This window comes from Ruegeria sp. BF6 (assembly GCF_056538665.1).
The window spans coordinates 875025-895445 of the sequence record NZ_JBQFTN010000001.1 but is presented as its reverse complement, the minus strand read 5'-3'; the positions used below and the strand labels follow the sequence as shown (position 1 = coordinate 895445).

Sequence of the window (20421 nt, the reverse complement as noted above, 5' to 3'; positions counted from 1 at the left end):
GTATTGTTCTACTTTGAGCAACGGAACTGCCACTAGCTAAGAGTGCTGCCTAGGCATAAATCCGCTTCTACATTTTGCACAATGCGGATGTTGCGAAGTTTGGTGAGCAAGTCCCAAATGGCTACTTAGCAGTTGGTTAAAGGGTATAGAAATTGTAACCCTGCTGCGAAGCAGCCTATTAAACAACGAGTTATTGATGGCGATGAATTCGATACGTGACCTGCACAGGGCAGCAATTGATGATGGAGTAATTGGCGTCTTAGACATAGGAACGTCGAAAATCGCGTGCATGATTTTAGATGTGGGCAACCCCAAAGGTACTTACGGTGTAGACGATGTTGAGACGCTAATGGGAACTGACGCTACTCGTGTGCTTGGTGCCGCGAGTACGCGTTCCCGTGGCATACGTTTGGCGCAAATAGAAGAACCTGCTGATACCGAGCGCGCAGTGCGTACAGTATTGAATGCTGCAGAAAAAATGGCTGATGCAAAGGTTAAGTACGTGCTGGTCTGTTGCTCTTCTCCAAATGCTGAAAATGTCCACCATATCAAATTTATCTCCGAACGATGCGGTCTGAAGTTGGCGGGTATAACACATTCTGTCAGGGCCTCCGGGGTTTCATGCTTAACCGAAAATGAACAGGAGCTTGGTTCAGCTTGTGTAGACATGGGGGGAGGTTCGACTGGCATCACAGTATTTGCGAAGAACGGGATAAGGTTCACAAGTTCATTCCTCAATGGAGGCAATGACGTTACAAATGATATTTCCGAGCAACTGCAAATTTCATTTTCATCCGCAGAGCGCCTCAAAATTCTTCATGGTGACGTGGCTTTTCACGATGTGGGTAAACGTGTGGCAGGCGAGATTGCGACTGATGTCGTTAACCAGAACGGCGACCATCGCGTCGTGCGCCGCTCAGATGTAACTGGGATTATCCGATCACGTCTCGAATTGATGTTCGAAGGGGTGCGAGAAGAACTAGACAACGCGGGGTTCGCGGGTTTGCCTAGCAGGCAGATTATTTTAACAGGCGGAGCAGCCCAGCTTTCTGGAATAGAAACACTGGCAACGGAAATACTGGAAGCACAGGTCAGAATTGCTTCGCCGTTTCAATTTCGAAGCTTGCCACAGGTAGCAACTAGCCCAGCTTTTTCCGCGAGCGTTGGCTTAAGTGTTTTGGCAAACAAACCAGACCATCAAGCTTGGCACCGAAAGAGTACTCCTAGCTCACCTGTTGCGCTTAAGGGTAGTTCGCTATCGGGAAGGATTCTTGAACCTAACGACCTTGATCGGGCTATCTCTAATACCCCAAATGCTGAGGTCGTTGAGATTGATCCCAAATCTTTTCTCGCCACCTCAGTCCCAGTTTCGGAGGCCGACCCGGATTTTCTTCAGGATGCGCGGGATAGACTTACAGATGCTTTGGAAATTTTCTCGACAGTTCTTTCTGATGACAATCAATACATGGGGATTAATCCGGAATTCGAAACTTTAAAACGTGGCCTACAACGTTATTCTGAACGACCACTTCGGCTTCATGATATTGCGCTTCAAGTAGTGCGGCGAGTTGGTCACAAGGAAGAAATTGGAGAATGCCCAACGGCCTCATCGGATGCGCTCGTGGCTGACTTCAAGATGGAGTTGTTGAGTGTTGCCATGGACCTGCGGCAACAAGATTTGAAAGTGCGAGAGGTTACGCAGGCTCGAACAAATGAAAAATTTCTTGAACTTGATATTGATGAGCTATCGGTTCTACCCGATCTTGCCCACGTGATATCCCAGCCAGCGGATTCCCAGCTAGCAAAAGAACTACGAGAAGATGCAAGTACGTCGATCGACCCAACTGTTGATCGGGTTTCACGCTCGAATGCGCTTTATAGATTTTCTAGTAGAACGTTTCGCATTTTGTCGATTGCGTACAACCAAGCGCGAAGTTTGTTGAAAGAAGGTGTTTCGGTTTGGAAGGATTTGCGGGCTGCTATTGCTGCCTATGGGACGATTGCAGATTTCCTAAAGTTTTTGATGTCATTCTTTTTCTGAGGTGGTGACTTCGAAAATTGCTCCACAAAGAGGCTGGGAGAGATGAACTCTCCTGATGGTCCATTTTGTCCATATAAATAAGGCGCTTAAGGCCCCGTTCCCGTTAGAAAAAGTTTTAGTTCAGTCCCTTCTTAAGGGGACCCATCAGGGGACACTCAAGGGTCGCTTTCGCTCCGAAAGACCAATTGAGGATGGATGATAGCTTTCCATCACTTTCGGCTGATACTTCATCACCATGTTCGAAAGAACAGGTAAGTCTGCACCTTAAGGTTAGCACTTGATAGGGCACCTGAATTATTCAGGCAAACCATCAGGGGCACCCTAGAGCCTTTCGGCTTTGGTTAGTTGATGAGAGTGTCTGAACCTTAACCCACCATCACACACCCCTCAGAACACCCCCAGAGCAAGCCTACAGGGAACCTAAAGTGGAAGCATTCAAGGTCATCGACCTGCGGAACCTACAGGTAAGCCTAAAGTTTGACGGTAGAGCTGGCCCCAAAAGTTGCTACTAAGGTGTTGGTGGGGTTGGGAAACCCTCTAGCCATCAATGGTCTTTTCTAGCGTCAGCGTTGCTTAAAATCGGCAAAAAATTGTGAGTGGCAGAGATAGATATAGATGTCGCGCGTACCCCCCGGTGCCCCCTGATCGAACCACTGAACAGCACACAGACAGCACACCTAAGGCGACCTCATGTCACCGTTCAGGACACCATCAGGCTGCCAGAGCGCAGAAAACAAGGGACATGCGGGGGATATGCAATCCTTTTCGTATGATCAGGCACCACTTGAGGCGCAGACAGCGCACCAAACTGCCGCCGTCTTTTTTCTATCGGCTAAGCGTCCGTGCAATGGGGCGTACAGACCAGTACACCTTAAGCAGACACCTAAACCACCACTTCAGGAACCCATCAGGCCATTGTACTACAACACCTTTTAGTATCACATTGGTCGATCATTAAATAGCCTACCATCACTCACCGTGAAGTGGCGCCATCAGGTGCCGCAACGAGAAGCGGAGGTGAATCATTAAGGGCTTCACGGCTCGTCACTTTTCTCACCCAGCCTCCGAAACCGTGCGCACAGTCACCACAACGGACTGGAAATCAAATGATACTTGACTAGGGTTGGAAGGACTGCATGCGGAGGAGTTTTGGGAACTGGGAGAGATTTAGATGTCAGATAACACAAGTAGTTCGGGGACAACCATGCCCCCAAAGAAGAGATTTGAAAACAGTTTAGTTGGGTTCGCGCTCGGTATCGCGATTGCTGCAATTGTTGGCGCGTTCGCTGCATTTGGTTGGGTACTACGAGAAGTTGATCGCCAAGTCGATGAGCGCCTTGCGCTGATCTTGCCAGAAGCACTTCAATCTGACCCAGAAGTCAAGTTTCTCCGTGAGCAGCGAAAAATAATCTTCGATGCCCACGGAGAGGTGGCCGAGTACCGCAGCGACGTGCGAGCCATGCGGGAGGTTTCGGCGATACAACTCGAAAACGTAGTGGCTGAAGCACAGGCTGCGAGACAGCAGGCTCTGCACGCCGCTTCAACGCTTCAAGTGCGTATCGAAACTCTTAACGAAACGGTTGATGCATCAAAAGTCCTTGCTCAGATAGATGCTCGAGCAGATGAGGCATTACAAGGGCTTGATGACAAGCTAATTTCTCGTTTGGAATTTCCGAGAGATGCGGTTGTCGCATTTGCGGTCGCTCGCCCAAAAGGCGTTGAAGCAAACGGTCCGACCGATGATCCATGTCCACCCGGTTGGCACCGCTATCGCGAAGCTAATGGCCGCATGATTGTGGGCGTTGGACCGGACGACAACCCGTTCAAAAACGGCGGTGTCCGCGCATTTGCTTTGAAAGAGACCGAATTACCTTCGCATCACCATGGCTTAAATTTGGCAAAAGAACCCCACAAGTTTGATCAATACGGAGCGAACTTCAAAAGGTTCGCCGTGACCACGGGCGGCCAAACAAACACATCAGAATTTACAAGCGGGCCAACACAAACCCATGAAAACATGCCACCTTACGTTGCGCTCTACTTCTGCAAGAAGGAGTAAAAGATATCGGTGCATTGGACGCCGTGGAGATGGCAAAGCTGCGCCAAACAAGGGCAGAACCGAAATTCACGCCCAAGGACGTACAGTGTCGATGCCCAACCCCAGAACGGCGGAGTTAGCCTTTCAAAAGCAACATGTCTCCACTTGCGGGAAATTCCCAAAAACGTCATAAAAATAAGGAGTTGACGGCGATTCCTTGAGGATTCATCTACACGTTGCATCACGTTGATGCAGCACTACCAAGAATAGGAATAGTAGAGTGATCGTCTTTGACTTTTGCGTCGGCCCCTTTGACTTGCTCGTCGAGAGTCACTCGCATTCAGTGCCCCTTAAGGTAAGCCGTGAGAGACCGGGCGAGACTTTCGTTGATGTTGGCCGCTACCGCCTGATGTTCACGAACCACCGGAAGACAGCTAAGGCAGCCTGAACACGCGCGTCTCATTTGACCGGAGTGTAACAAGACAGGTGCCAACCCCTCAGATACTGTCTCATTTAAGTGGGGTTGACGCTTAAAGCATACTTTCTTATTTAAACTTTAAAGTTAAAAGATACACTTTCGGAGACAGGCAAATGCTCATCGGATACGCACGGACGTCGACAGCAGACCAGATCGCAGGCTTTGAAGCGCAGCAGCGCGAGCTTAAAGACCATGGGTGTGAGAAGGTGTTCGCAGAGCAGGTTAGCAGTGTGAAGCAACGAGACCAGCTTGAGATTGCCATAGACTTTGCTCGTGAGGGGGACACTCTGGTTGTCACTAAGCTGGACCGTCTGGCCCGCTCGGTACCTGACCTCATCGATATTCGAAAGCGTCTTTCGGACAAGGGCGTCAAGCTGCACATCATGAACATGCCAATGATGAACGACAGCGCCACCGCACAAATGCTTGAGACCATCCTAGGGGCCGTTGCTCAGTTTGAACGTGAGGTGATGCTTGAGCGTCAACGTGAAGGGATTGCGAAGGCCAAGGCCGATGGGAAGTTCAAAGGACGCCCTGCCATGGATGAGAAAAAGGCAGCGGCCATCCGTGAAGCCTTTAAGAATGGCGATAAGCCGACCCAGATCGCAAGGGACTTCAAGGTCAGCAGAGCGACGGTTTACAGGCTGGCCAAAGTGGTTGCTTGAGGGGCTGAAATAATTAGCCCCCATACAAGCAGAAAGTAAGCGGTCAGTGAGCAACAGTTAACCCTCATACAAGCAGAAACCAATTCACCCCCACTATTGCAGTAACACACCACTGCACGGCCAATTCACCCACACTATAGCCGTACACAAATTTTCCGAATTGCCCCGTTTGATGGAAGTGCGGGATGATGTCAGCATGGCGTTATCACCGACCGTCAAGGAAACTGATAGCAGCCCATCTGTGGTGGGCGTCCTGTGTGCTGGAGGTCTCACCCTAGCATACCCCGTGAGTTGCCCCGTGGGTTTCCCTTAAGCGGAACCTATCGGGCACTTCATGTGTATTTTTGATCATTGTTGTCTTGAGATGGCGGGGCTTAGGTCCCGTCAAATCGTTTCGGTCTGCCTGTGCATCAGGGCGTGATCAATTGAAAAGCCACCTTGCACACAATGAAGCAGGCGGAGGGGTCTTCTAGCGCACGACTGGAATACCCACCCCAAAACAACCCACCCTTACCCTTATAGTTATACTTACCTTTCTTCGCCCTACATCTACGGAGATCAACATGCGCACCGATGCTATCGGCAGACCATTGTTCGACGATAAATCGTTCGACACCGCCATTCTCTTATTCAACGATCAGCCAATCAACGTCATCACATCAGGCGGTCGAAAGTGGTTGTATGCACCTGATGCCTTGTCCGCTTCTGGTGTGCCTGAAGCCAAGTGAGGCGGATACAGTAAAACCATTGGTCGACTTCATGACATGGACAAATTGAAGATCTCTGAAACCTCATTCTCATTCGATGACAAGCGAAAGGATAGAGGGTCTCTCATCTCCCCGCGTAGCATTACAGACTTGCAGCACAAGACCAGTAGGGGGCGAAACCCTATCGCCACAATCAGCTTTTTAGATTGGATGAATGAGCATGTACTTGAGGGTCAAACAGCGGAGCATTGGTCTCCCGCAAAACCAAGCGGTCTTGAGCCTGTGTTCCGTGAAACTAAAGAACATCTGCCAACGCAAAGCGCACCTTCACGCGACCCCTTAGCGCCCATTGGTCTGTACCGATGGACGAATGATAATCGTCCTTTAGGTAGTGATGAGGTGCAGTTTTGTCTGTGCCAAAAAACATGCCGTTGCAAGCTCATGGAGATAAAGCCACACGCATACAAGGGTGGTGATGCGTTGGACGTTTATGATGACTTTGAACCAACCACAGCATGGCCAAAGGTCTGGGCTAAGGTGTCGCGTGAAGGTGCTCAAGCAGACTATTTCAATGTGACCCCGATGGGACCCTTTGGCCACCACCAACGCCGCCAGCACGACAACTAAGGTTGCCAAACCAGAGAACCAACCAGCGATCAGGACGTCCATAACGGGCGTCTTTTTCATTTCGGAGAACATAATGGAACTGAATGAACAGAACCGCGTGGCCGACAAACGGTTGCGCTGTATCGGCTATGACAAGCGGCGGGCGTTCACAAAGCGCCTGAGGTCAACCGCACGTGCCCGTCTGGGTCACGACAAAATTGACGATCAGCTTGCCCTCTGGGCCGACCGAACAAGCCACTGGGCGAGCATGAGAGTGCGACCTGAAGTGGTGGTCACAGTCAACACCGTGCGCGAACGCATGGTCGTGCAATTGGAGCGTGAAGTCTCACAGAGCGAAGCGCTTTCATTCTTGGTTGAGCTTGGCGTGATCGCCATGACCGACCGCACCATCTCACCGGACATCTCAGCCAACCCGCTGCTGGCTCCGATCAACAGAGGTGAAGACCGCTAAAGGTTCCCGCTTAGGCGGGGGCCTAAACAAGTTCCTAAGGGGGGCTGGTCTGGTTCACATCAGGCTGGCCCTTTTTTATTCCGACAAAGAAAGAACCAGCTTTAGCATTAGGTTTGTTCTAAATATTCAATATTCTTAGCCAACTCACGAAACAACTTGTCGAGCGGGCGGAAGTGTTCGTCCATTGCAGTGCCATCATGGAAAGGGTTTTTACTTGAAGTTACAAATTGGAAAAGTCTTGAATCGGGGCTTACCACGCACTTCTGATTGGTATTGCTGGAGACTTTTAACTTACTCCTCTCATATTCTTTAGTCACACTTCTAAGGTAGTTTTCCGCCCTTGCGATCCACAGAATTCCTTTTGTTTCGATGAAAGCAAGGTAGGAAGGCTTACTCTCCAAAATTCGCCTGTATTGCTCTAGCTTTAACTGCCCTCGGTTAAGTTTCCTCATCAGTTCGCAATAGCCTTCTTGATCAATATGAAAATCGAGATCATCAAGCGGCTCAAGGGCACGTCTTAACTCACGCCTAGTAAACTTAATATCGTTGTAGGCGTCAGTTATATCATTAAAAAACTCTTCAAGCCGCCGTCTCCGATTGGCTGACACTTCTCTTTTTCGCTCATTTAGTGCTTCGAGCCGTGCGCGCTCCTTTTCTATGTTTGCCATTCTTTCTTGGCTTTGTTTCTCAGCAAGTTCATGGCGCAATTCATTTCTTTTAGATAAAGCGTCATAGAACAGCGCAGCACCACCAACCAACACTGTCGTAATAGAGAACTTGAAAAGTTCGTGAAGCATATTCTCCTTTGCCGCAACTGGATCAGACCAATCAATACCAAAAAACAAATAACCCGCGAAAACAAAACCAAAAAGGCAAATAGTTATCCCAATCCAAGGAGTTCTCATCAAAACCTCACAAGCCGAATGATGCAAATTTTAGGAAGTTAGCGAAAGAAATCAACAATCTGTTCTTTCGTTTTAGTCTATGAAACTCGCGCGTCGGTCCGTCTTTGCCGCCATTACGCCCGAGCGCTGTATTGACAGGCACCACAACACACAATACGCCTTAAGACAGCACACATTTGGAGAAATCTGAAGGCTGCCCGAGGGCATTTTGCCCATAAAAATAAGGGGTGAAAGGCGCTGGTTCGATTGTTCTAGATGCTTCTCGACCGCACCATTCTCATCAGACAATCTGGCGATTTGCCCGTTGGGGCGGGTAGAGGTGCACCAGTTTGCCCTGGATTATCCTTGTCGTGATTTCCTGTCTCGCCCACGCCCTCGGGGTTGTGTATGACGAACGTCAATACAAGTTGGGAAGTTTTGATGTCGCAGGCCATAACCGTATTCACTACGATGAAGAACGAAGGCCCCTACATGCTGGAATGGGTCGCGTTTCATAAGACGTTGGGTGTCGATCACTTTGTGATTTTCACCAACGACTGCGATGACGGCACCGACGATATCGCCCGCCGATTGCAGGAACTGGGGTTGTCCACCCATGTCCCGAACGAGGTTAAAGAGGGTGGAAACCCGCAGCATCAGATGTTGCGGCGGGCGCGGCGCCAGCCCAAGGTCAAGGAAGCCGATTGGCTGCTGTGTCTGGACGTGGATGAGTTCTGGAACATTCGCCATGGCGACAACAGCTTTGACGCATTGATCGCCGAGGTCGAAAGCCGAGCAGGTCAGCCGGTGGATGCGATCTCATTCGCGTGGAAACTGTTTGGAAGCTCCGGAAATATCAGCTTTGAAGACCGGCCTGTAACCGAAGCCTTTGCGATGGGGGATCAGGAGTTTCCCTATCACTCGGGCCGGGCCTATGGTTTGAAAACCCTGTTCCGCAACAATGGCAAGTTCACCCGGTTCGGGCCGCATCGTCCGAAGGGTGTGGAAGAGGGCAGGGAAGGCGAGGTCGCTTGGTCGGATGCCGGAGGTAAACTGTTCCCAGCCGAGAAGGTTGGCTGGCGTGCATGGCGCAATTTCGATCATTCGCTTGGTCGTCTGCACCACTATTCGGTCCGGTCTCTGGACGGTTTTCTGATCAAGCGCGACCGGGGCCGGACCAACCATATCAAGGTGGATCAGGGACAGTCCTACTGGCAGGACATGAACGCCAACAAAGAATCCGACCCGTCCATTCAGCCCATCGCACGGCGTGCGGCACCTCTTCTGGCAGAGCTGAAAGCAGACCCGGTGCTGCGTGAATTGCACGCGCAGGCCTGCGATTGGCACCGCGCAAAAATCGCCGAGATCAAATCGCGCCCGGATTGGATGGATTTCCGGATGTGGTTAGCGGATAATCTCACCTGAGGATCATGGCAGACGACCTTTCGAAAGAGCAGCTTAAGCCAGAACACCCCGACCGCAAGACGGGGTACGAGCGTATTTTGACCGATCCCGCGCCGCCGTGGTTTGTTGAGCTTTATCCGGGGGGCGACGGTTCCGGGTTCCTGCAAAAGCTGGAACGCCATTCGGTTTTGTTTCACCAGCGTTCCGCGTCACAACTGGTTGTCAGTTTTGACAATATCGCCAATGCCAACGATCTGTCTTTTGCGCGCGAACCCTGGGGCTGGAAGTTCTTTCGTGATGAAGGCTGGTCTCATATGGGGGTCTTTGCGCGCACCAAGGCGTGGTATCGCGACCCCGAGATCATCTCGTATTTTCAGAGCCGCGCGGCTGAGGGGTTTTTCGACAACTTTGATCAAGTCGTCTTTGCCGGTGCTTCGATGGGCGGCTTCGGGGCGCTGACCTTTTCCGAACTGGTGCCCGGCGCGCATGTGGTTGCGTTCAACCCGCAGACCACGCTGGATGAACGTCTGGTGCCGTGGGAAACCCGGTATCGTTTTGGTCAGGTTCAGGACTGGGACCTGCCTTTGGGGGACGCAGCCCAGACGGTGAAGGCGGCGGGTAGGGCCTATGTGTTCTATGACCCCTTTTTCGAGCTCGACCGGCGGCAGGTCACGCGGTTGCAGGGGGAAAACGTCATTTTGCTCAAGACGTGGTTTTCGAACCACTTCGCTGCACCGATGCTGCGCAAACTGGATATCCTCAAGCCGGTAATGCTGAAGGCGATGGACGGTACGCTAACGACGGGTGAGTTTTACCGGAGGATGCGCGCGCGCCGCCGTCTGCCCATGGTTATGCGCGCCATCGAGGCGCAGGCAGGCGAGAGTCACCCGGTATTGGTGCGGCAGGCCCGCCAGAGGTTCCGAACGCTGCGTCGCGCTGCATTGGACGGGAACTCCTCATGACGCGAGAAAAAGGGGTATTCATCGGACAGCGCAAGGACCGCATGGGCGCGCGCCTGTTGATGATGCTGACCTGCATCCGTCTGGCCGAGGATTTTGACACTTCATACAAAGTGAACTGGTTTCCGCAGGGATCGGACGCGCCCGAGCTGGATCAGCCGCAGGAACTGTTCGCCCAGGACTGGATGAATGCGCGCTTTCTCAGCGCCAAGGCATTCGATCGGCTTACCAGAAAGGCCCTGCCCATCTGGACCTTTCAGGGCGACAAAACTCCGGATCGCCTGATTGCACATCTCAATGCGGGCCGCTCGGTTCTGGTCGAGGAAGGGTTCGAGGTGCTGGCCTTCCCCTGGGAGGATATAGAGACGATCCGCCCGCGATACCGGGACTTTATCCATCAGATCGGCTTTACGGACGAGATCCGCGCCATGATGGCAAGCGCCGATGAGAAACTGTCCGGGCAAGGGGTGTCGGCCTACCACATCCGGCGGGGTGACATTCTGAACGGGTTGCCCTGGAAGCACACGACGTGGCCCGCCAAGATCGAACCAGAAGAGTTGTACGAGGCGCATCTAGAAAAAAACTCCGGGCAAACGGCCATCATGTTTTCAGATCAGCCGGAGCTGATCACCCGGTTTCAAACGCGTTACCCTAAGCTATTGCGGATGTCGGACATCGCGGATGTCTCTGATCTGACGCGGGCGCAGCGCGATTTTCTTGAACTGTACACGATGTCAAGGGCCGAGCAGGTGGTCGCGCCTTACATATCGGCGTTTTCAATGGCCGCTGCCCGGATATCGGGGCGGCAACGCCTGGTGTTCAAGGATGTCCTGTCCGACGATGAAATCTCTGTTGCCAATCATCGTGTGGTTGATCGTGTTTCCAAGGGGCCCAATGCCTTTTTGAACCCGTCTGAGGCAGCACATATTTATGCCAAGGCCGCTCAATATCTGTGCGCGCAGGATGAAATAGAAAAAGCCTACGAACTGGCGCGGCCCATTTTGGACGAAGAGGCCGACAACGCGTTCATGCCGCTTTTGCAGGCCATAAATTGTTTCTACCTGTCAAAGTGGAAGGAATGCGAAAAGCTGGCCGCGGCCGGGCTGGCCAACGGGAACCTGTGGTCCGAAGACTATGCCGTATTGCTTGCATTGCGCGCGGCCACACTGGGGGCGCAAAAGAAACGGTGGTCTGCCAGCCGTTATTTGGCGCGCGCGTTCTGGGGCAAGCCATTACGTCCCGATGTTGCAGTGCTGGCGTCCCGAATGCTGTACCGCGATCAGGTTTCCGCCCGGCTGTTTCCACCAACGGACTGGCAGGTGCAGAGACAGGTTCGTCGACGGCGTTTCCCACCATTCAACAATCTGTACTTGGTGCAGCACAAGGTACTGGTCAGGCAGCCCTGCAATTTCGATTTCATCTTGTTGGATTGGGCCGATCTAGCATTGGATCAAAAAGCTCGCAGGATTCTTGATGATCGTTCTCGTTTGGAGCGCTTGAGCGAAGGGTTCGACGGTTTTGTGGGTACAAGTGCTGATGACCCGGGTGTTCTGGCGGGCAGGGCTGTACTGCACTGGCAATTGGACGCCATTAGCCTATCGCAAGCCATTGATGCTATGCGGAAAATTACGTCCGACTGGCCGGAAAACCCGCTCTATCATAAAAGGCTGTCAGTGCTTTACGAAGCGGATGGTGATTTGCCCCGCGCCCGGATGACACTGGCCGAAGCTGTGGCGTGTGATCCCGGAAACCCGTTTCTGGTTTTCGCGATGGGGAAGTTTCTGGAAAGGAATGAGACCGTCGAGCAAGGGCAAAACCAGATCGTTCAGGCGGCTGACCTGGATGACAACTCAGCGGTTATTCAGGGGGAAGCCGGTCAAATATACCTGCGGCGGGGCAAAAAGGGCAAGGCAAGGTCATACCTGCAAAAAGCGCATGACCTGTTTCCGCCATTCAAGCGTTTTGCGAACCAACTGGCCCGTACATGATGAGAAAGACGCAGGTCTTCAATACGATGCTTATTACTCTTGGCTGTTGTGCCCAGTAAGCCTAGGCTGTGGCCCGAGCGAAAGCCGCAGGGTTTCGGGCGCAGGTTCAATAAGCGGTAAAACACGAGGCGAATAAGTGTCTGACCACGATCCCCGATTTATAAGCGTGACCCCGATGAAGAACGAGGGTCCCTTTGTGCTGGAGTGGGTGGCCCATTGCCGTGCAATCGGTATCGACCAGATTGTCGTGATGACCAATGACTGCACCGATGGCACGGACGCCCTGCTGCAGCGGTTGGATGAAAGGGGCATCCTGACCCATGTCGACAACAATGCACACCGCCAGAGCAATCCGCAAAAACGGGCCTACAGGAAATTCCTGAAGATGGAGATCGCGCGGCCTCAGGACTGGGTTCTCGTGATTGACGCCGACGAACACATCAACATCAAAACCGGGAATAACACGCTGAGGGCGCTGACCGATGCGATTCCGGACGCGAAAATGATCTCGATGACGTGGCGGCTGTTCGGGAATGCAGGTGTCGTTCGGTATGAAGACCGATTCCTGTCGGATCAGTTTCGACGCGCGGCGCAGCAGAAAAAGCACCGACCGCCGCAAGCCTGGGGATTCAAGACAATGTTCCGGCGCGAGCTTTGGGACACCCTGGGCGTTCACAGGCCAAAGCGGCCCACGGTCGAGTCCATGGAAGAGTGCCATTGGTACAACGGATCGGGGCAGTTGATGCCGGACCGGTATTTTACCGGCAGCTGGCGGTCTGCGCGGGATTCCATTGGCTATGATCTGGTCCAGATCAACCACTATGCGCTGAAGTCCTGCGAAAGCTACCTGGTCAAGAAACTACGCGGCCGCGCCCACCATACGGGGGAAAGCCTTGGCATGGAGTATTGGGACATGATGAACCATAACGCCAAGGAAGACGGCTCGATTGATGCCATCCTCGACCGCAAGCGCGAGCAGTATTACGAACTGCTCTCAGACCCCGAGACGTCCCGTTTGCACCGCATGTCCTGCGACCTGCACAGACAGAAGATTGCGCAGCTGCGTGAACAACCCGAGATGCAGGGCCTGATGCAGCGGATGACGGCGGGTTTTACGGCCAGTCACAGCGAATGATCGGGATCAAATCTGAAACAGGAGGCATCTGATGCTTTGGCTGCATTTGGGTATGCCCAAGACCGGCACGACTGCGCTTCAGGGATATGTGCAGCAGAACAGGGTACAGCTTGCCGATGTAGGGTTGCGCTATATGGAAACCGGGCGGCGGCGCCGTGAAGGCCAAGGCCGTCTTGCGATCAGCCACAACATCATTGCCTTTCACATGAACCAGACCAATCAACCGATGGACTCGTTTCGTGAGGCAATGGCCATCGAATATGACGCGCACAGAGATCAGACCTGCCTGGTGTCATCCGAAATGTTCTATAACTGCGACCTGAGCAGGTTGGCGCAGGTCTTTGCGGAAATCCCCTCGCGCGAGCTGCGGGTCACCTACTATTGCCGCAGGTATTCCGATTTCCTCGAAGCTGACTACAAGCAACGTGCCAAGAACGGCCGGTTGGGGGGGAGTGCAACCGACTATGTCGGGAACTTGCTGAGCAGGATCAAGGCTGATCCGGGGATTTACAGCTTTTCGGCAAAGCTGGATCGAATCCGTCAGGCTTTTCCGGGGGTCGCCATCGTGCCGGTTCTTTATGATCGTTCTCAGATGGTGCAGGGGAATGTGGTCGACGATTTCATGTCGCGTATCGGTGTGTCTTTGCCCGGCGAAGTGGTGGTCGATCAACCTTCGAACCTGTCGCATTCGCGAGCCGCCAGCGAGGCCTTTGGCATCGTGTCCAGGGCGCTCGGGCGTCAGGAAAGCCGTCGTCTGCGCCGACGCGTGGTCGAAGATCCGGTCATGATCCGGCGGTACGACGTTTTGGAACCGGATGAGCGGGCCTGGCTGGACGAATTCGTAGCCAGCCACGATGTCGCGTTCCGGCAAGAGTTTTTTCCCGAACGCCCTCAGATGTTCGACCCGGTTGAGTTGAGCGACGAGGATCAGAAATTCCGTCGCGACACGGCCCAGGAATACGATGCCCTGCGCCGCGCGTCCGAGATCGTGTTCCGCATGGCGCTGGAGAAGTGAGAGTCAGGGCTCGATAGTGATTTCCTGACGCTGGCGGCCGGTGGTCTTGTCAAAGATCAGAATGCGGTTGTCATCCGTCACCACCGCGTACCAGTTGTTGCCGATGGTTACGGCCTGCGCCTTCGCGCCATCAGGCAGTTCGACTTGTTCCGGCAGGGCGGGGGTTCTATCCGATAGTCGGATGACAATCAGCGCGAATGTCACTAGAACCCCGCCAATCATCACCGCGGTCAGCAGCATGACCATTCTCCGTAGCAGGCGAAGCTGCGGCGTTTCCTGCGGTTCTTGGGGTTCGGAAGGGACAGTCATGGGCACCCGTCAGATTGAATTTCAGATCGCGGCCGATCCGCCGCCACGCCTTGATAAGGCGCTTTCGCGCGATGTGCCAGCCGAGGAAAACCTGTCACGCACGCGATTGGCCAAGCTGATCGATGAAGGCGCCGTGCGGATCGACGGGACCGTGGTGCGCGACCCCAAGGCTAAGATGGCGGAAGGCACAACCGTGGTCATCACTGTGGCCGAGGCCGAGGACAGCCATATCGGTCCCGAGGATATCCCGTTGGAGGTGGTATTCGAGGACGCTGATCTGATCGTTATCAACAAACCGGCGGGTATGGTCGTGCACCCTGCGCCGGGTTCTCCGAACGGGACACTTGTGAACGCGTTGTTGCATCATTGCGGAGACGACCTGTCTGGCGTTGGTGGAGTGAAACGCCCCGGAATCGTGCATCGTATCGACAAGGAAACCAGTGGCTTGCTGGTGGTCGCGAAATCGGATGCGGCACATCACGGGTTGGCGGCTCAGTTCGAGGCGCACACAGTCGAGCGGTATTACCGAGCCATTTGCTACGGCGTGCCTGATGCGAATGACCCGCGTCTTCGTGGGGTGAAGGGAGTTAGCTTTGAGCCTGGAAACATCATGCGTCTGACCACTCAGTTGGCGCGTCACAAGACCGACCGGCAAAGACAGGCAGTGCTGTTTCACGGTGGTCGCCACGCGGTTACTCGGACGCGCGTGGTCGAGGCATTCGGCATTCCGGCGGGGTTGGCGCTGATCGAATGCTGGCTGGAGACCGGCCGCACGCACCAGATTCGCGTCCACATGGCCCATGCCGGGCATGGGTTGGTGGGTGATCCTGTCTATGGGGGTAAGCGCAAACTGGCGGCCAAGGCGTTCAGCGCCGTAACCTCCGAAGCCGTCCGCGCCTTCCCACGCCAAGCACTTCACGCTGCCGTTTTGGGTTTTGAACACCCGGTGTCGGGGGAAAACCTGCGCTTTGAGGCCGAATTGCCGGAAGACATGCAAAAACTGATTGAACAGCTTCGCGCGCCGCTGACATAATGCGCAAAGTTCCGTGAATAAGACTTTCTTAGGTTTCCTTTATCAATCGTTAATTCCAAACTGTTAACGGTACCTCTTGAACGGATTGGGAAGACCTCCCATATCCATGTTAACGACTTAAACATTTGTCGGAGGGACATGAAACATGGCAAATTACGCAAATCTCCCCGCGCCGACGCCGGAAGGTGGTCTGAACCGCTATATGCAGGAAATTCGCAAGTTCCCGCTGCTGGAACCGGAAGAAGAGTACATGCTCGCCAAGCGTTGGGTGGAAGAACAAGATACTGAATCGGCTCATAAAATGGTCACCTCGCACCTGCGACTGGCGGCCAAGATCGCTATGGGGTATCGCGGTTACGGCCTACCGCAGGCCGAGGTGATTTCCGAGGCCAATGTGGGCCTGATGCAGGCGGTCAAACGGTTCGACCCGGAAAAGGGTTTCCGTTTGGCGACCTATGCGATGTGGTGGATCCGCGCCTCGATTCAGGAATACATCCTGCGGTCGTGGTCTTTGGTGAAACTGGGAACGACCTCGGCGCAGAAGAAGCTGTTTTTCAATCTGCGCAAGGCCAAGGCGCGCATCGGTGCGCTGGAAGAGGGCGACCTGCGACCTGAAAACGTCGCGCAGATCGCCAATGATCTGGGCGTGACCGAGGAAGAAGTCATCAGCATGAACCGCCGGATGTCCGGTGGCGATGCCTCGCTGAACGCGACCGTCGGGTCCGAAGGCGAAGGAACCATGCAGTGGCAGGACTGGCTTGAGGATGAAGATGCCGACCAGGCTGGCGACTATGAAGCGCGTGACGAACTGGATGCGCGGCGTGAGTTGCTGGCGGCTGCTCTGGACGTGCTGAACGATCGGGAAAAGGATATCCTGACGCAGCGCCGTCTGATGGATCAGCCCGTCACGCTGGAAGAACTGAGCACGCAGTACAATGTCAGCCGCGAGCGCATTCGCCAGATCGAAGTCCGTGCCTTCGAGAAGCTGCAGAAAAAGATGCGTGAACTGGCGCGTGAAAAAGGAATGCTGGGCACGGTCTGAGACCTGCCCAAGCTAAGAAGCCCGCCTTTCACGGCGGGCTTTTTTTGTTACGCGAATACAAAATCGCTCTCGGACAACTGGCCGGCCCGCACGCCAAGCAGGTCTATGCTGTCGCCATCTCCCAACTCGATGGTTGTGCTGAAGAAACCGCCCGAGATATGGTCTTCGATGTCCTCAAAGCTGTGAATGCCGTCATAGGCGCTGAGGTCGATTTTGTCCTTGCCGACCTGGAAGTCGAGGATGAGGTCTTCTCCGTCGCCATCGTCGAAGAAGAAGGTGTCGTGTCCGCGACCACCAACCAGAAAGTCATCGTCGGCTCCACCATCGATCAGATCCTTTCCACGGCCGCCAAAGATAGAGTCGTCGCCTTCATCACCGCGCAGGATGTCCTTGCCGCGGCCACCAAAGATGGTGTCATGCCCAGTGCCGCCCAAGGCGACATCATTGCCGCGCCCGGCAACGATAAAATCACTGCCGCCGCCGCCATGCACAAAGTCCTGACCGCGTCCGGTAAAATGAAACTCGTCCGAGTCGTCACCAATAATGAAGTCTGTGTTCTTCTGCCCCAGAATGCCGGTAACCGAGACCGGAAGCAGCACGCCGTCAAGCACGTGGATGATCCCGTTCGAAGCTTCGACGTCGAAGGCAATGAGGCCCGGGTCCGCAATGCCCGGATCCGCGTCTTCCAGGCTTGGAGGCGAACTCAGCAGGTTCAGTTCCAGACTTGTTCCCAGCAAGGTTTCGATCTGGGCGCCGTCACCAAGACTGACAACGGCATCTTTGGTGAACGAACCGTCAACGACGTGGTATTGCAGGATGTTGGTCAGCAAAGGCAGGGGATCACCGCCGCCCAGCAGGGTTAGCGCCTTCACGATGTGCCCAAGCGCCCCGGCCTCATCCGAGCCGCCATAGCCCAAGGCCTGAGCCAACGCCACGAAGGCCGCATCGGTTGGTGCAAACACGGTCAGGTCGACCGCGTCGCTGTCCAGTGTCCCTGCAAGTCCCGCCGCAATTACGGCTTCACGGAGGATGTCGAAATCCCCGCCGTTGTTGTCAAATGTTCCCGGGTCTCCGCTGATCTGAATAACGCGTTCCGTGATCGTAGGTCCGTCTGTCATTTCTGGCATTTCGGTTCATCTCCCACCCTAGTTGCCACCTTTGACAGGGAAAGGGCTTGCAAAAGCACCTCATCCCGTCGGCGATACATTTGGTACGGAGAGAGCGGAAAAACGGATCACGAAATTCGGATGTCGAGATTTGAAACAGTGGGGTTACCCACCGGTTCTTGAGTGAATCCCGGTCGTGAAATCAAGCGGTTACGGCGCAAGATTCAGCTAGTTCAATTGTTGTCTGAAAACGCGCACCATATTCTCACCCATCACCTTGCGAACCTGCATTTCGGTCAGACCCTGCGCCAGCAAAGCTGACGTCAAGGTGGCCAGTTCCGAGGTGTCAAACGCCGTTTCAACCGAGCCGTCATAGTCCGAACCCAGCGACACATGATCTTCTCCCACGGTATCGATCGCGGCCTTGATCATCCTGGCGATACCGGTCGGAGTGATGTCGCCGCAGGTCACATCCGCCCAATAGCCCATGCCAATGACGCCCCCGGTTGCGGCGATGTCCTGCATCAGGTTGTCCGGAAAATTGCGTTTGACCGGGCAGAACCCGTACAGGCCGCCATGGCTGACAATCAGGGGGACGTCGGTCATTGCGATTACCTCATGGGCGACCTGCGGGCTGGAATGGGCAAGGTCGATGACGACAGGGCGCTGCGCCAGTTCTGTCACGACTTGACGGCCGAACTCGGTCAGGCCGGTTTCGCCGTAACCATGCAGCGACCCGCCCAGTTCATTGTCGAAAAAGTGGTGCAATCCAAAGACGCGGTGCCCGGCATCGAACAGCGTGTCCAGATTGCTCAGGTCACCTTCCAGCGCGTGTGCGCCTTCGATGCCCAGAATGCCTCCGACAACCGGCTGACCCGCGGCACGTGCGGCCAATACGGTATCCAGGTCGGCGCGGGTTTTGATAATCTTCAACTGGCTGTCCGAAGAAGCCTCGAACTGGTGCAGCTTTTCGGCCTGATAGACGGCGCGTTCTTTGAGGCTGTCCCAGGTGCGTAAGGGCCAAAGCTGCCCGATCGCCAGAAGGGTGATGTTGTCGAACGCCTCGGGCGAGTTTGCCTCATAGTTCTGTCCGGCGGGGGATTTGGTCACGGCGGTAAAGACTTGCAAGGCTACGTTGCCTTCGATCAGACGGGGGATGTCGACTTGACCCCGTGTGCCGCGTTCGTTCAGATCTCGGCTCCACAACAAGGGGTCTGCGTGCAGGTCGCCGACAATCAGGGTTTCGTGTAAGGTGGCAGCGTCCCCCGATATTTCAAAGGGTGCGTGGTCGATCACGCTGTTGCGTTTCGCTTCGATGTAAGACGGCAGAAATCCGAAAAACACCACAGCACCGACGATCACCGCAAACCCGAGCAGAACGCCTATCCATTTGAAGACCCGCTTCATTCTCACACCCTCCCGACCTGTACGGGCAGATTAGGGTGGTTCCTTGCAGATAAAAGCCTGACTTAACGTCGGAAGGTTGCTAGAAGGGCGAGAAACTGTCTGTTAGCGTTAACTCTCGGGTTCGGCTGAGATCACGTATGTCGGAGGAGAATATGCAAAAACCAGTTCAATGGGGTGTTCTGGGCGCGGCCAAATTTGCGCGCCAATTCATGGCGCCAGCGATTCACGCAGCCAACGGTGCGCGCCTGGCCGGGCTGGCCACGTCAAGCGCGGCCAAGGCCGAACCGTTCCAGGCCTATTGCCCCGATCTGACGGTTTACGACAGCTATGAGGCTCTGCTTGCCGATCCTCAGATCGAAGCCGTTTATATCCCGCTGCCCAATCACCTACATGTGGAATGGGCCCTCAAAGCGCTGGATGCGGGGAAACACGTGCTGTGCGAAAAGCCCATGACAATGACCGCGACCGAGTTTGCACCGCTGATCCAAAAGCGGGATGAAACAGGTTTGCTGGCGGCCGAGGCCTATATGATCGTGCATCATCCTCAGTGGCAGTTGGTACAAAAACTGATCGCGGACGGAGCTATTGGAAATCTTACGCATGTGACCGGTGCGTTCAGTTTCGACAATCGTGCGGATACTACGAACATCCGCAATCGCGCCGAAACAGGTGGTGGGGGGCTGCGTGACATCGGCGTCTATGTGATCGGCGGTGCGCGGTTTGCGACAGGTCAGGAGCCGGTGCAGGTCGATTCCGCGATCCGGTGGGAAGATGGTATCGACACCTTTACGGAAATCCGCGCGCAGTTTCCGGGGTTTACCTATTCCAGCTATGTCTCGATCCGCATGCACCCGCATCAGGAAATGGTGTTCCACGGAGAAGGCGGTGTAATCCGCCTGACTGCGCCGTTTAACGCGCGGGTCTTTGGCGAGGCACGGGTGGAGTTGCACCGCCCGGGGCTTGAGGTTCAGGTCATGCGTTTCCCCGGCGACGACCACTACAAACTGCAGGTCGAGGCGTTCTGCTGCTCGGTGCGCGAAGGGGCGGTGTATCCGTGCCCTCTAGAATTTTCGCGCGGAACGCAGGAAATGATTGATCTGGTTCTGGAAAGGGCCGTGCCACTCTGACTTGC

General features: G+C 54.4%; 18 protein-coding genes. 14 read left to right on the top strand and 4 right to left on the bottom strand.

The annotated features are described in order from the left end of the window. Positions 1–196 precede the first annotated feature (196 nt). From ACR0IM_RS04470 to ACR0IM_RS04445, 6 genes are all read left to right on the top strand, one after another. Positions 197–2041: a cell division protein FtsA gene (locus tag ACR0IM_RS04470; protein ID WP_480680961.1), complete on the top strand. Its 1845-nt coding sequence runs from the start codon at positions 197–199 to the stop codon at positions 2039–2041. A gap of 1171 nt (positions 2042–3212) precedes the next feature. Continuing rightward, positions 3213–4100 carry a hypothetical protein gene (locus tag ACR0IM_RS04465; protein WP_480680960.1) on the top strand — a complete coding sequence of 296 codons (888 nt, stop codon included), beginning with the start codon at positions 3213–3215 and terminating at the stop codon, positions 4098–4100. Positions 4101–4670: 570 nt separating this feature from the next. Next, entirely contained in the window at positions 4671–5222 is a 552-nt protein-coding gene (locus ACR0IM_RS04460) for a recombinase family protein (protein ID WP_480680958.1), read from the top strand. Between the two features lie 563 nt (positions 5223–5785). Further along, a complete protein-coding gene (locus tag ACR0IM_RS04455; RefSeq protein WP_480680957.1) occupies positions 5786–5950 on the top strand; it encodes a hypothetical protein in 165 nt (54 codons plus the stop codon). Positions 5951–5986: 36 nt separating this feature from the next. Continuing rightward, positions 5987–6556, top strand: coding sequence for a hypothetical protein (locus ACR0IM_RS04450; RefSeq protein WP_480680956.1), 570 nt, complete (start codon positions 5987–5989; stop codon positions 6554–6556). 73 nt (positions 6557–6629) lie between these two features. Continuing rightward, the gene (locus ACR0IM_RS04445; protein ID WP_480680955.1) at positions 6630–7007 is read left to right on the top strand and encodes a hypothetical protein; all 378 of its coding nucleotides are present in this window, start codon (positions 6630–6632) and stop codon (positions 7005–7007) included. 107 nt (positions 7008–7114) lie between these two features. Here ACR0IM_RS04445 and ACR0IM_RS04440 read toward each other — a convergent pair whose 3' ends face one another. After that, positions 7115–7912 carry a sensor histidine kinase gene (locus ACR0IM_RS04440; RefSeq protein WP_480680954.1) on the bottom strand — a complete coding sequence of 266 codons (798 nt, stop codon included), beginning with the start codon at positions 7910–7912 and terminating at the stop codon, positions 7115–7117. A gap of 420 nt (positions 7913–8332) precedes the next feature. Here ACR0IM_RS04440 and ACR0IM_RS04435 point away from each other — a divergent pair, with 420 nt between their 5' ends. From ACR0IM_RS04435 to ACR0IM_RS04415, 5 genes are all read left to right on the top strand, one after another. Then, positions 8333–9316, top strand: a complete 984-nt coding sequence (locus ACR0IM_RS04435) for a glycosyltransferase family 2 protein (protein WP_480680953.1) — start codon at positions 8333–8335, stop codon at positions 9314–9316. A 5-nt stretch (positions 9317–9321) separates the two neighbouring features. After that, positions 9322–10257 carry a hypothetical protein gene (locus tag ACR0IM_RS04430; protein WP_480680952.1) on the top strand — a complete coding sequence of 312 codons (936 nt, stop codon included), beginning with the start codon at positions 9322–9324 and terminating at the stop codon, positions 10255–10257. After that, a complete protein-coding gene (locus ACR0IM_RS04425; RefSeq protein ID WP_480680951.1) occupies positions 10254–12242 on the top strand; it encodes a hypothetical protein in 1989 nt (662 codons plus the stop codon). Before ACR0IM_RS04430 ends, ACR0IM_RS04425 begins: the two co-directional genes overlap by 4 nt. A gap of 175 nt (positions 12243–12417) precedes the next feature. Next, entirely contained in the window at positions 12418–13377 is a 960-nt protein-coding gene (locus ACR0IM_RS04420) for a glycosyltransferase family 2 protein (protein WP_480680949.1), read from the top strand. A gap of 31 nt (positions 13378–13408) precedes the next feature. Continuing rightward, entirely contained in the window at positions 13409–14392 is a 984-nt protein-coding gene (locus ACR0IM_RS04415) for a hypothetical protein (RefSeq protein ID WP_480680948.1), read from the top strand. 3 nt (positions 14393–14395) lie between these two features. Here ACR0IM_RS04415 and ACR0IM_RS04410 read toward each other — a convergent pair whose 3' ends face one another. Continuing rightward, entirely contained in the window at positions 14396–14701 is a 306-nt protein-coding gene (locus ACR0IM_RS04410) for a DUF6476 family protein (RefSeq protein ID WP_480589662.1), read from the bottom strand. On the opposite strand from ACR0IM_RS04410, the gene ACR0IM_RS04405 reads away from it, so the two are divergent. Both ACR0IM_RS04405 and rpoH read left to right on the top strand, forming a co-directional pair. Then, positions 14700–15734, top strand: coding sequence for an RluA family pseudouridine synthase (locus tag ACR0IM_RS04405; protein ID WP_480680947.1), 1035 nt, complete (start codon positions 14700–14702; stop codon positions 15732–15734). The two genes, ACR0IM_RS04410 and ACR0IM_RS04405, sit on opposite strands and share 2 nt — an antisense overlap. A 145-nt stretch (positions 15735–15879) precedes the next feature. Beyond that, on the top strand, positions 15880–16776 hold the full coding sequence (gene rpoH, locus ACR0IM_RS04400) for an RNA polymerase sigma factor RpoH (RefSeq protein WP_170324581.1): 897 nt from the start codon (positions 15880–15882) through the stop codon (positions 16774–16776). A gap of 47 nt (positions 16777–16823) precedes the next feature. Here rpoH and ACR0IM_RS04395 read toward each other — a convergent pair whose 3' ends face one another. Next, on the bottom strand, positions 16824–17903 hold the full coding sequence (locus ACR0IM_RS04395; RefSeq protein WP_480680946.1) for a fasciclin domain-containing protein: 1080 nt from the start codon (positions 17901–17903) through the stop codon (positions 16824–16826). Between the two features lie 207 nt (positions 17904–18110). Beyond that, positions 18111–19289, bottom strand: coding sequence for a dipeptidase (locus ACR0IM_RS04390; protein WP_480680944.1), 1179 nt, complete (start codon positions 19287–19289; stop codon positions 18111–18113). 152 nt (positions 19290–19441) lie between these two features. Here ACR0IM_RS04390 and ACR0IM_RS04385 point away from each other — a divergent pair, with 152 nt between their 5' ends. Beyond that, on the top strand, positions 19442–20416 hold the full coding sequence (locus ACR0IM_RS04385) for a Gfo/Idh/MocA family protein (RefSeq protein WP_480680943.1): 975 nt from the start codon (positions 19442–19444) through the stop codon (positions 20414–20416). Positions 20417–20421: the final 5 nt, after the last annotated feature.

Bases quoted from the DNA above. Each gene is read 5' to 3' on its own strand.
- ACR0IM_RS04470 (WP_480680961.1), top strand. From the start codon at position 197: ATGGCGATGAATTCGATACGTGACCTGCACAGGGCAGCAATTGATGAT.
- ACR0IM_RS04465 (WP_480680960.1), top strand. From the start codon at position 3,213: ATGTCAGATAACACAAGTAGTTCGGGGACAACCATGCCCCCAAAGAAG.
- ACR0IM_RS04460 (WP_480680958.1), top strand. From the start codon at position 4,671: ATGCTCATCGGATACGCACGGACGTCGACAGCAGACCAGATCGCAGGC.
- ACR0IM_RS04455 (WP_480680957.1), top strand. From the start codon at position 5,786: ATGCGCACCGATGCTATCGGCAGACCATTGTTCGACGATAAATCGTTC.
- ACR0IM_RS04450 (WP_480680956.1), top strand. From the start codon at position 5,987: ATGGACAAATTGAAGATCTCTGAAACCTCATTCTCATTCGATGACAAG.
- ACR0IM_RS04445 (WP_480680955.1), top strand. From the start codon at position 6,630: ATGGAACTGAATGAACAGAACCGCGTGGCCGACAAACGGTTGCGCTGT.
- ACR0IM_RS04440 (WP_480680954.1), bottom strand. From the start codon at position 7,912: ATGAGAACTCCTTGGATTGGGATAACTATTTGCCTTTTTGGTTTTGTT.
- ACR0IM_RS04435 (WP_480680953.1), top strand. From the start codon at position 8,333: ATGTCGCAGGCCATAACCGTATTCACTACGATGAAGAACGAAGGCCCC.
- ACR0IM_RS04430 (WP_480680952.1), top strand. From the start codon at position 9,322: ATGGCAGACGACCTTTCGAAAGAGCAGCTTAAGCCAGAACACCCCGAC.
- ACR0IM_RS04425 (WP_480680951.1), top strand. From the start codon at position 10,254: ATGACGCGAGAAAAAGGGGTATTCATCGGACAGCGCAAGGACCGCATG.
- ACR0IM_RS04420 (WP_480680949.1), top strand. From the start codon at position 12,418: ATGAAGAACGAGGGTCCCTTTGTGCTGGAGTGGGTGGCCCATTGCCGT.
- ACR0IM_RS04415 (WP_480680948.1), top strand. From the start codon at position 13,409: ATGCTTTGGCTGCATTTGGGTATGCCCAAGACCGGCACGACTGCGCTT.
- ACR0IM_RS04405 (WP_480680947.1), top strand. From the start codon at position 14,700: ATGGGCACCCGTCAGATTGAATTTCAGATCGCGGCCGATCCGCCGCCA.
- ACR0IM_RS04410 (WP_480589662.1), bottom strand. From the start codon at position 14,701: ATGACTGTCCCTTCCGAACCCCAAGAACCGCAGGAAACGCCGCAGCTT.
- rpoH (WP_170324581.1), top strand. From the start codon at position 15,880: ATGGCAAATTACGCAAATCTCCCCGCGCCGACGCCGGAAGGTGGTCTG.
- ACR0IM_RS04395 (WP_480680946.1), bottom strand. From the start codon at position 17,903: ATGCCAGAAATGACAGACGGACCTACGATCACGGAACGCGTTATTCAG.
- ACR0IM_RS04390 (WP_480680944.1), bottom strand. From the start codon at position 19,289: ATGAAGCGGGTCTTCAAATGGATAGGCGTTCTGCTCGGGTTTGCGGTG.
- ACR0IM_RS04385 (WP_480680943.1), top strand. From the start codon at position 19,442: ATGCAAAAACCAGTTCAATGGGGTGTTCTGGGCGCGGCCAAATTTGCG.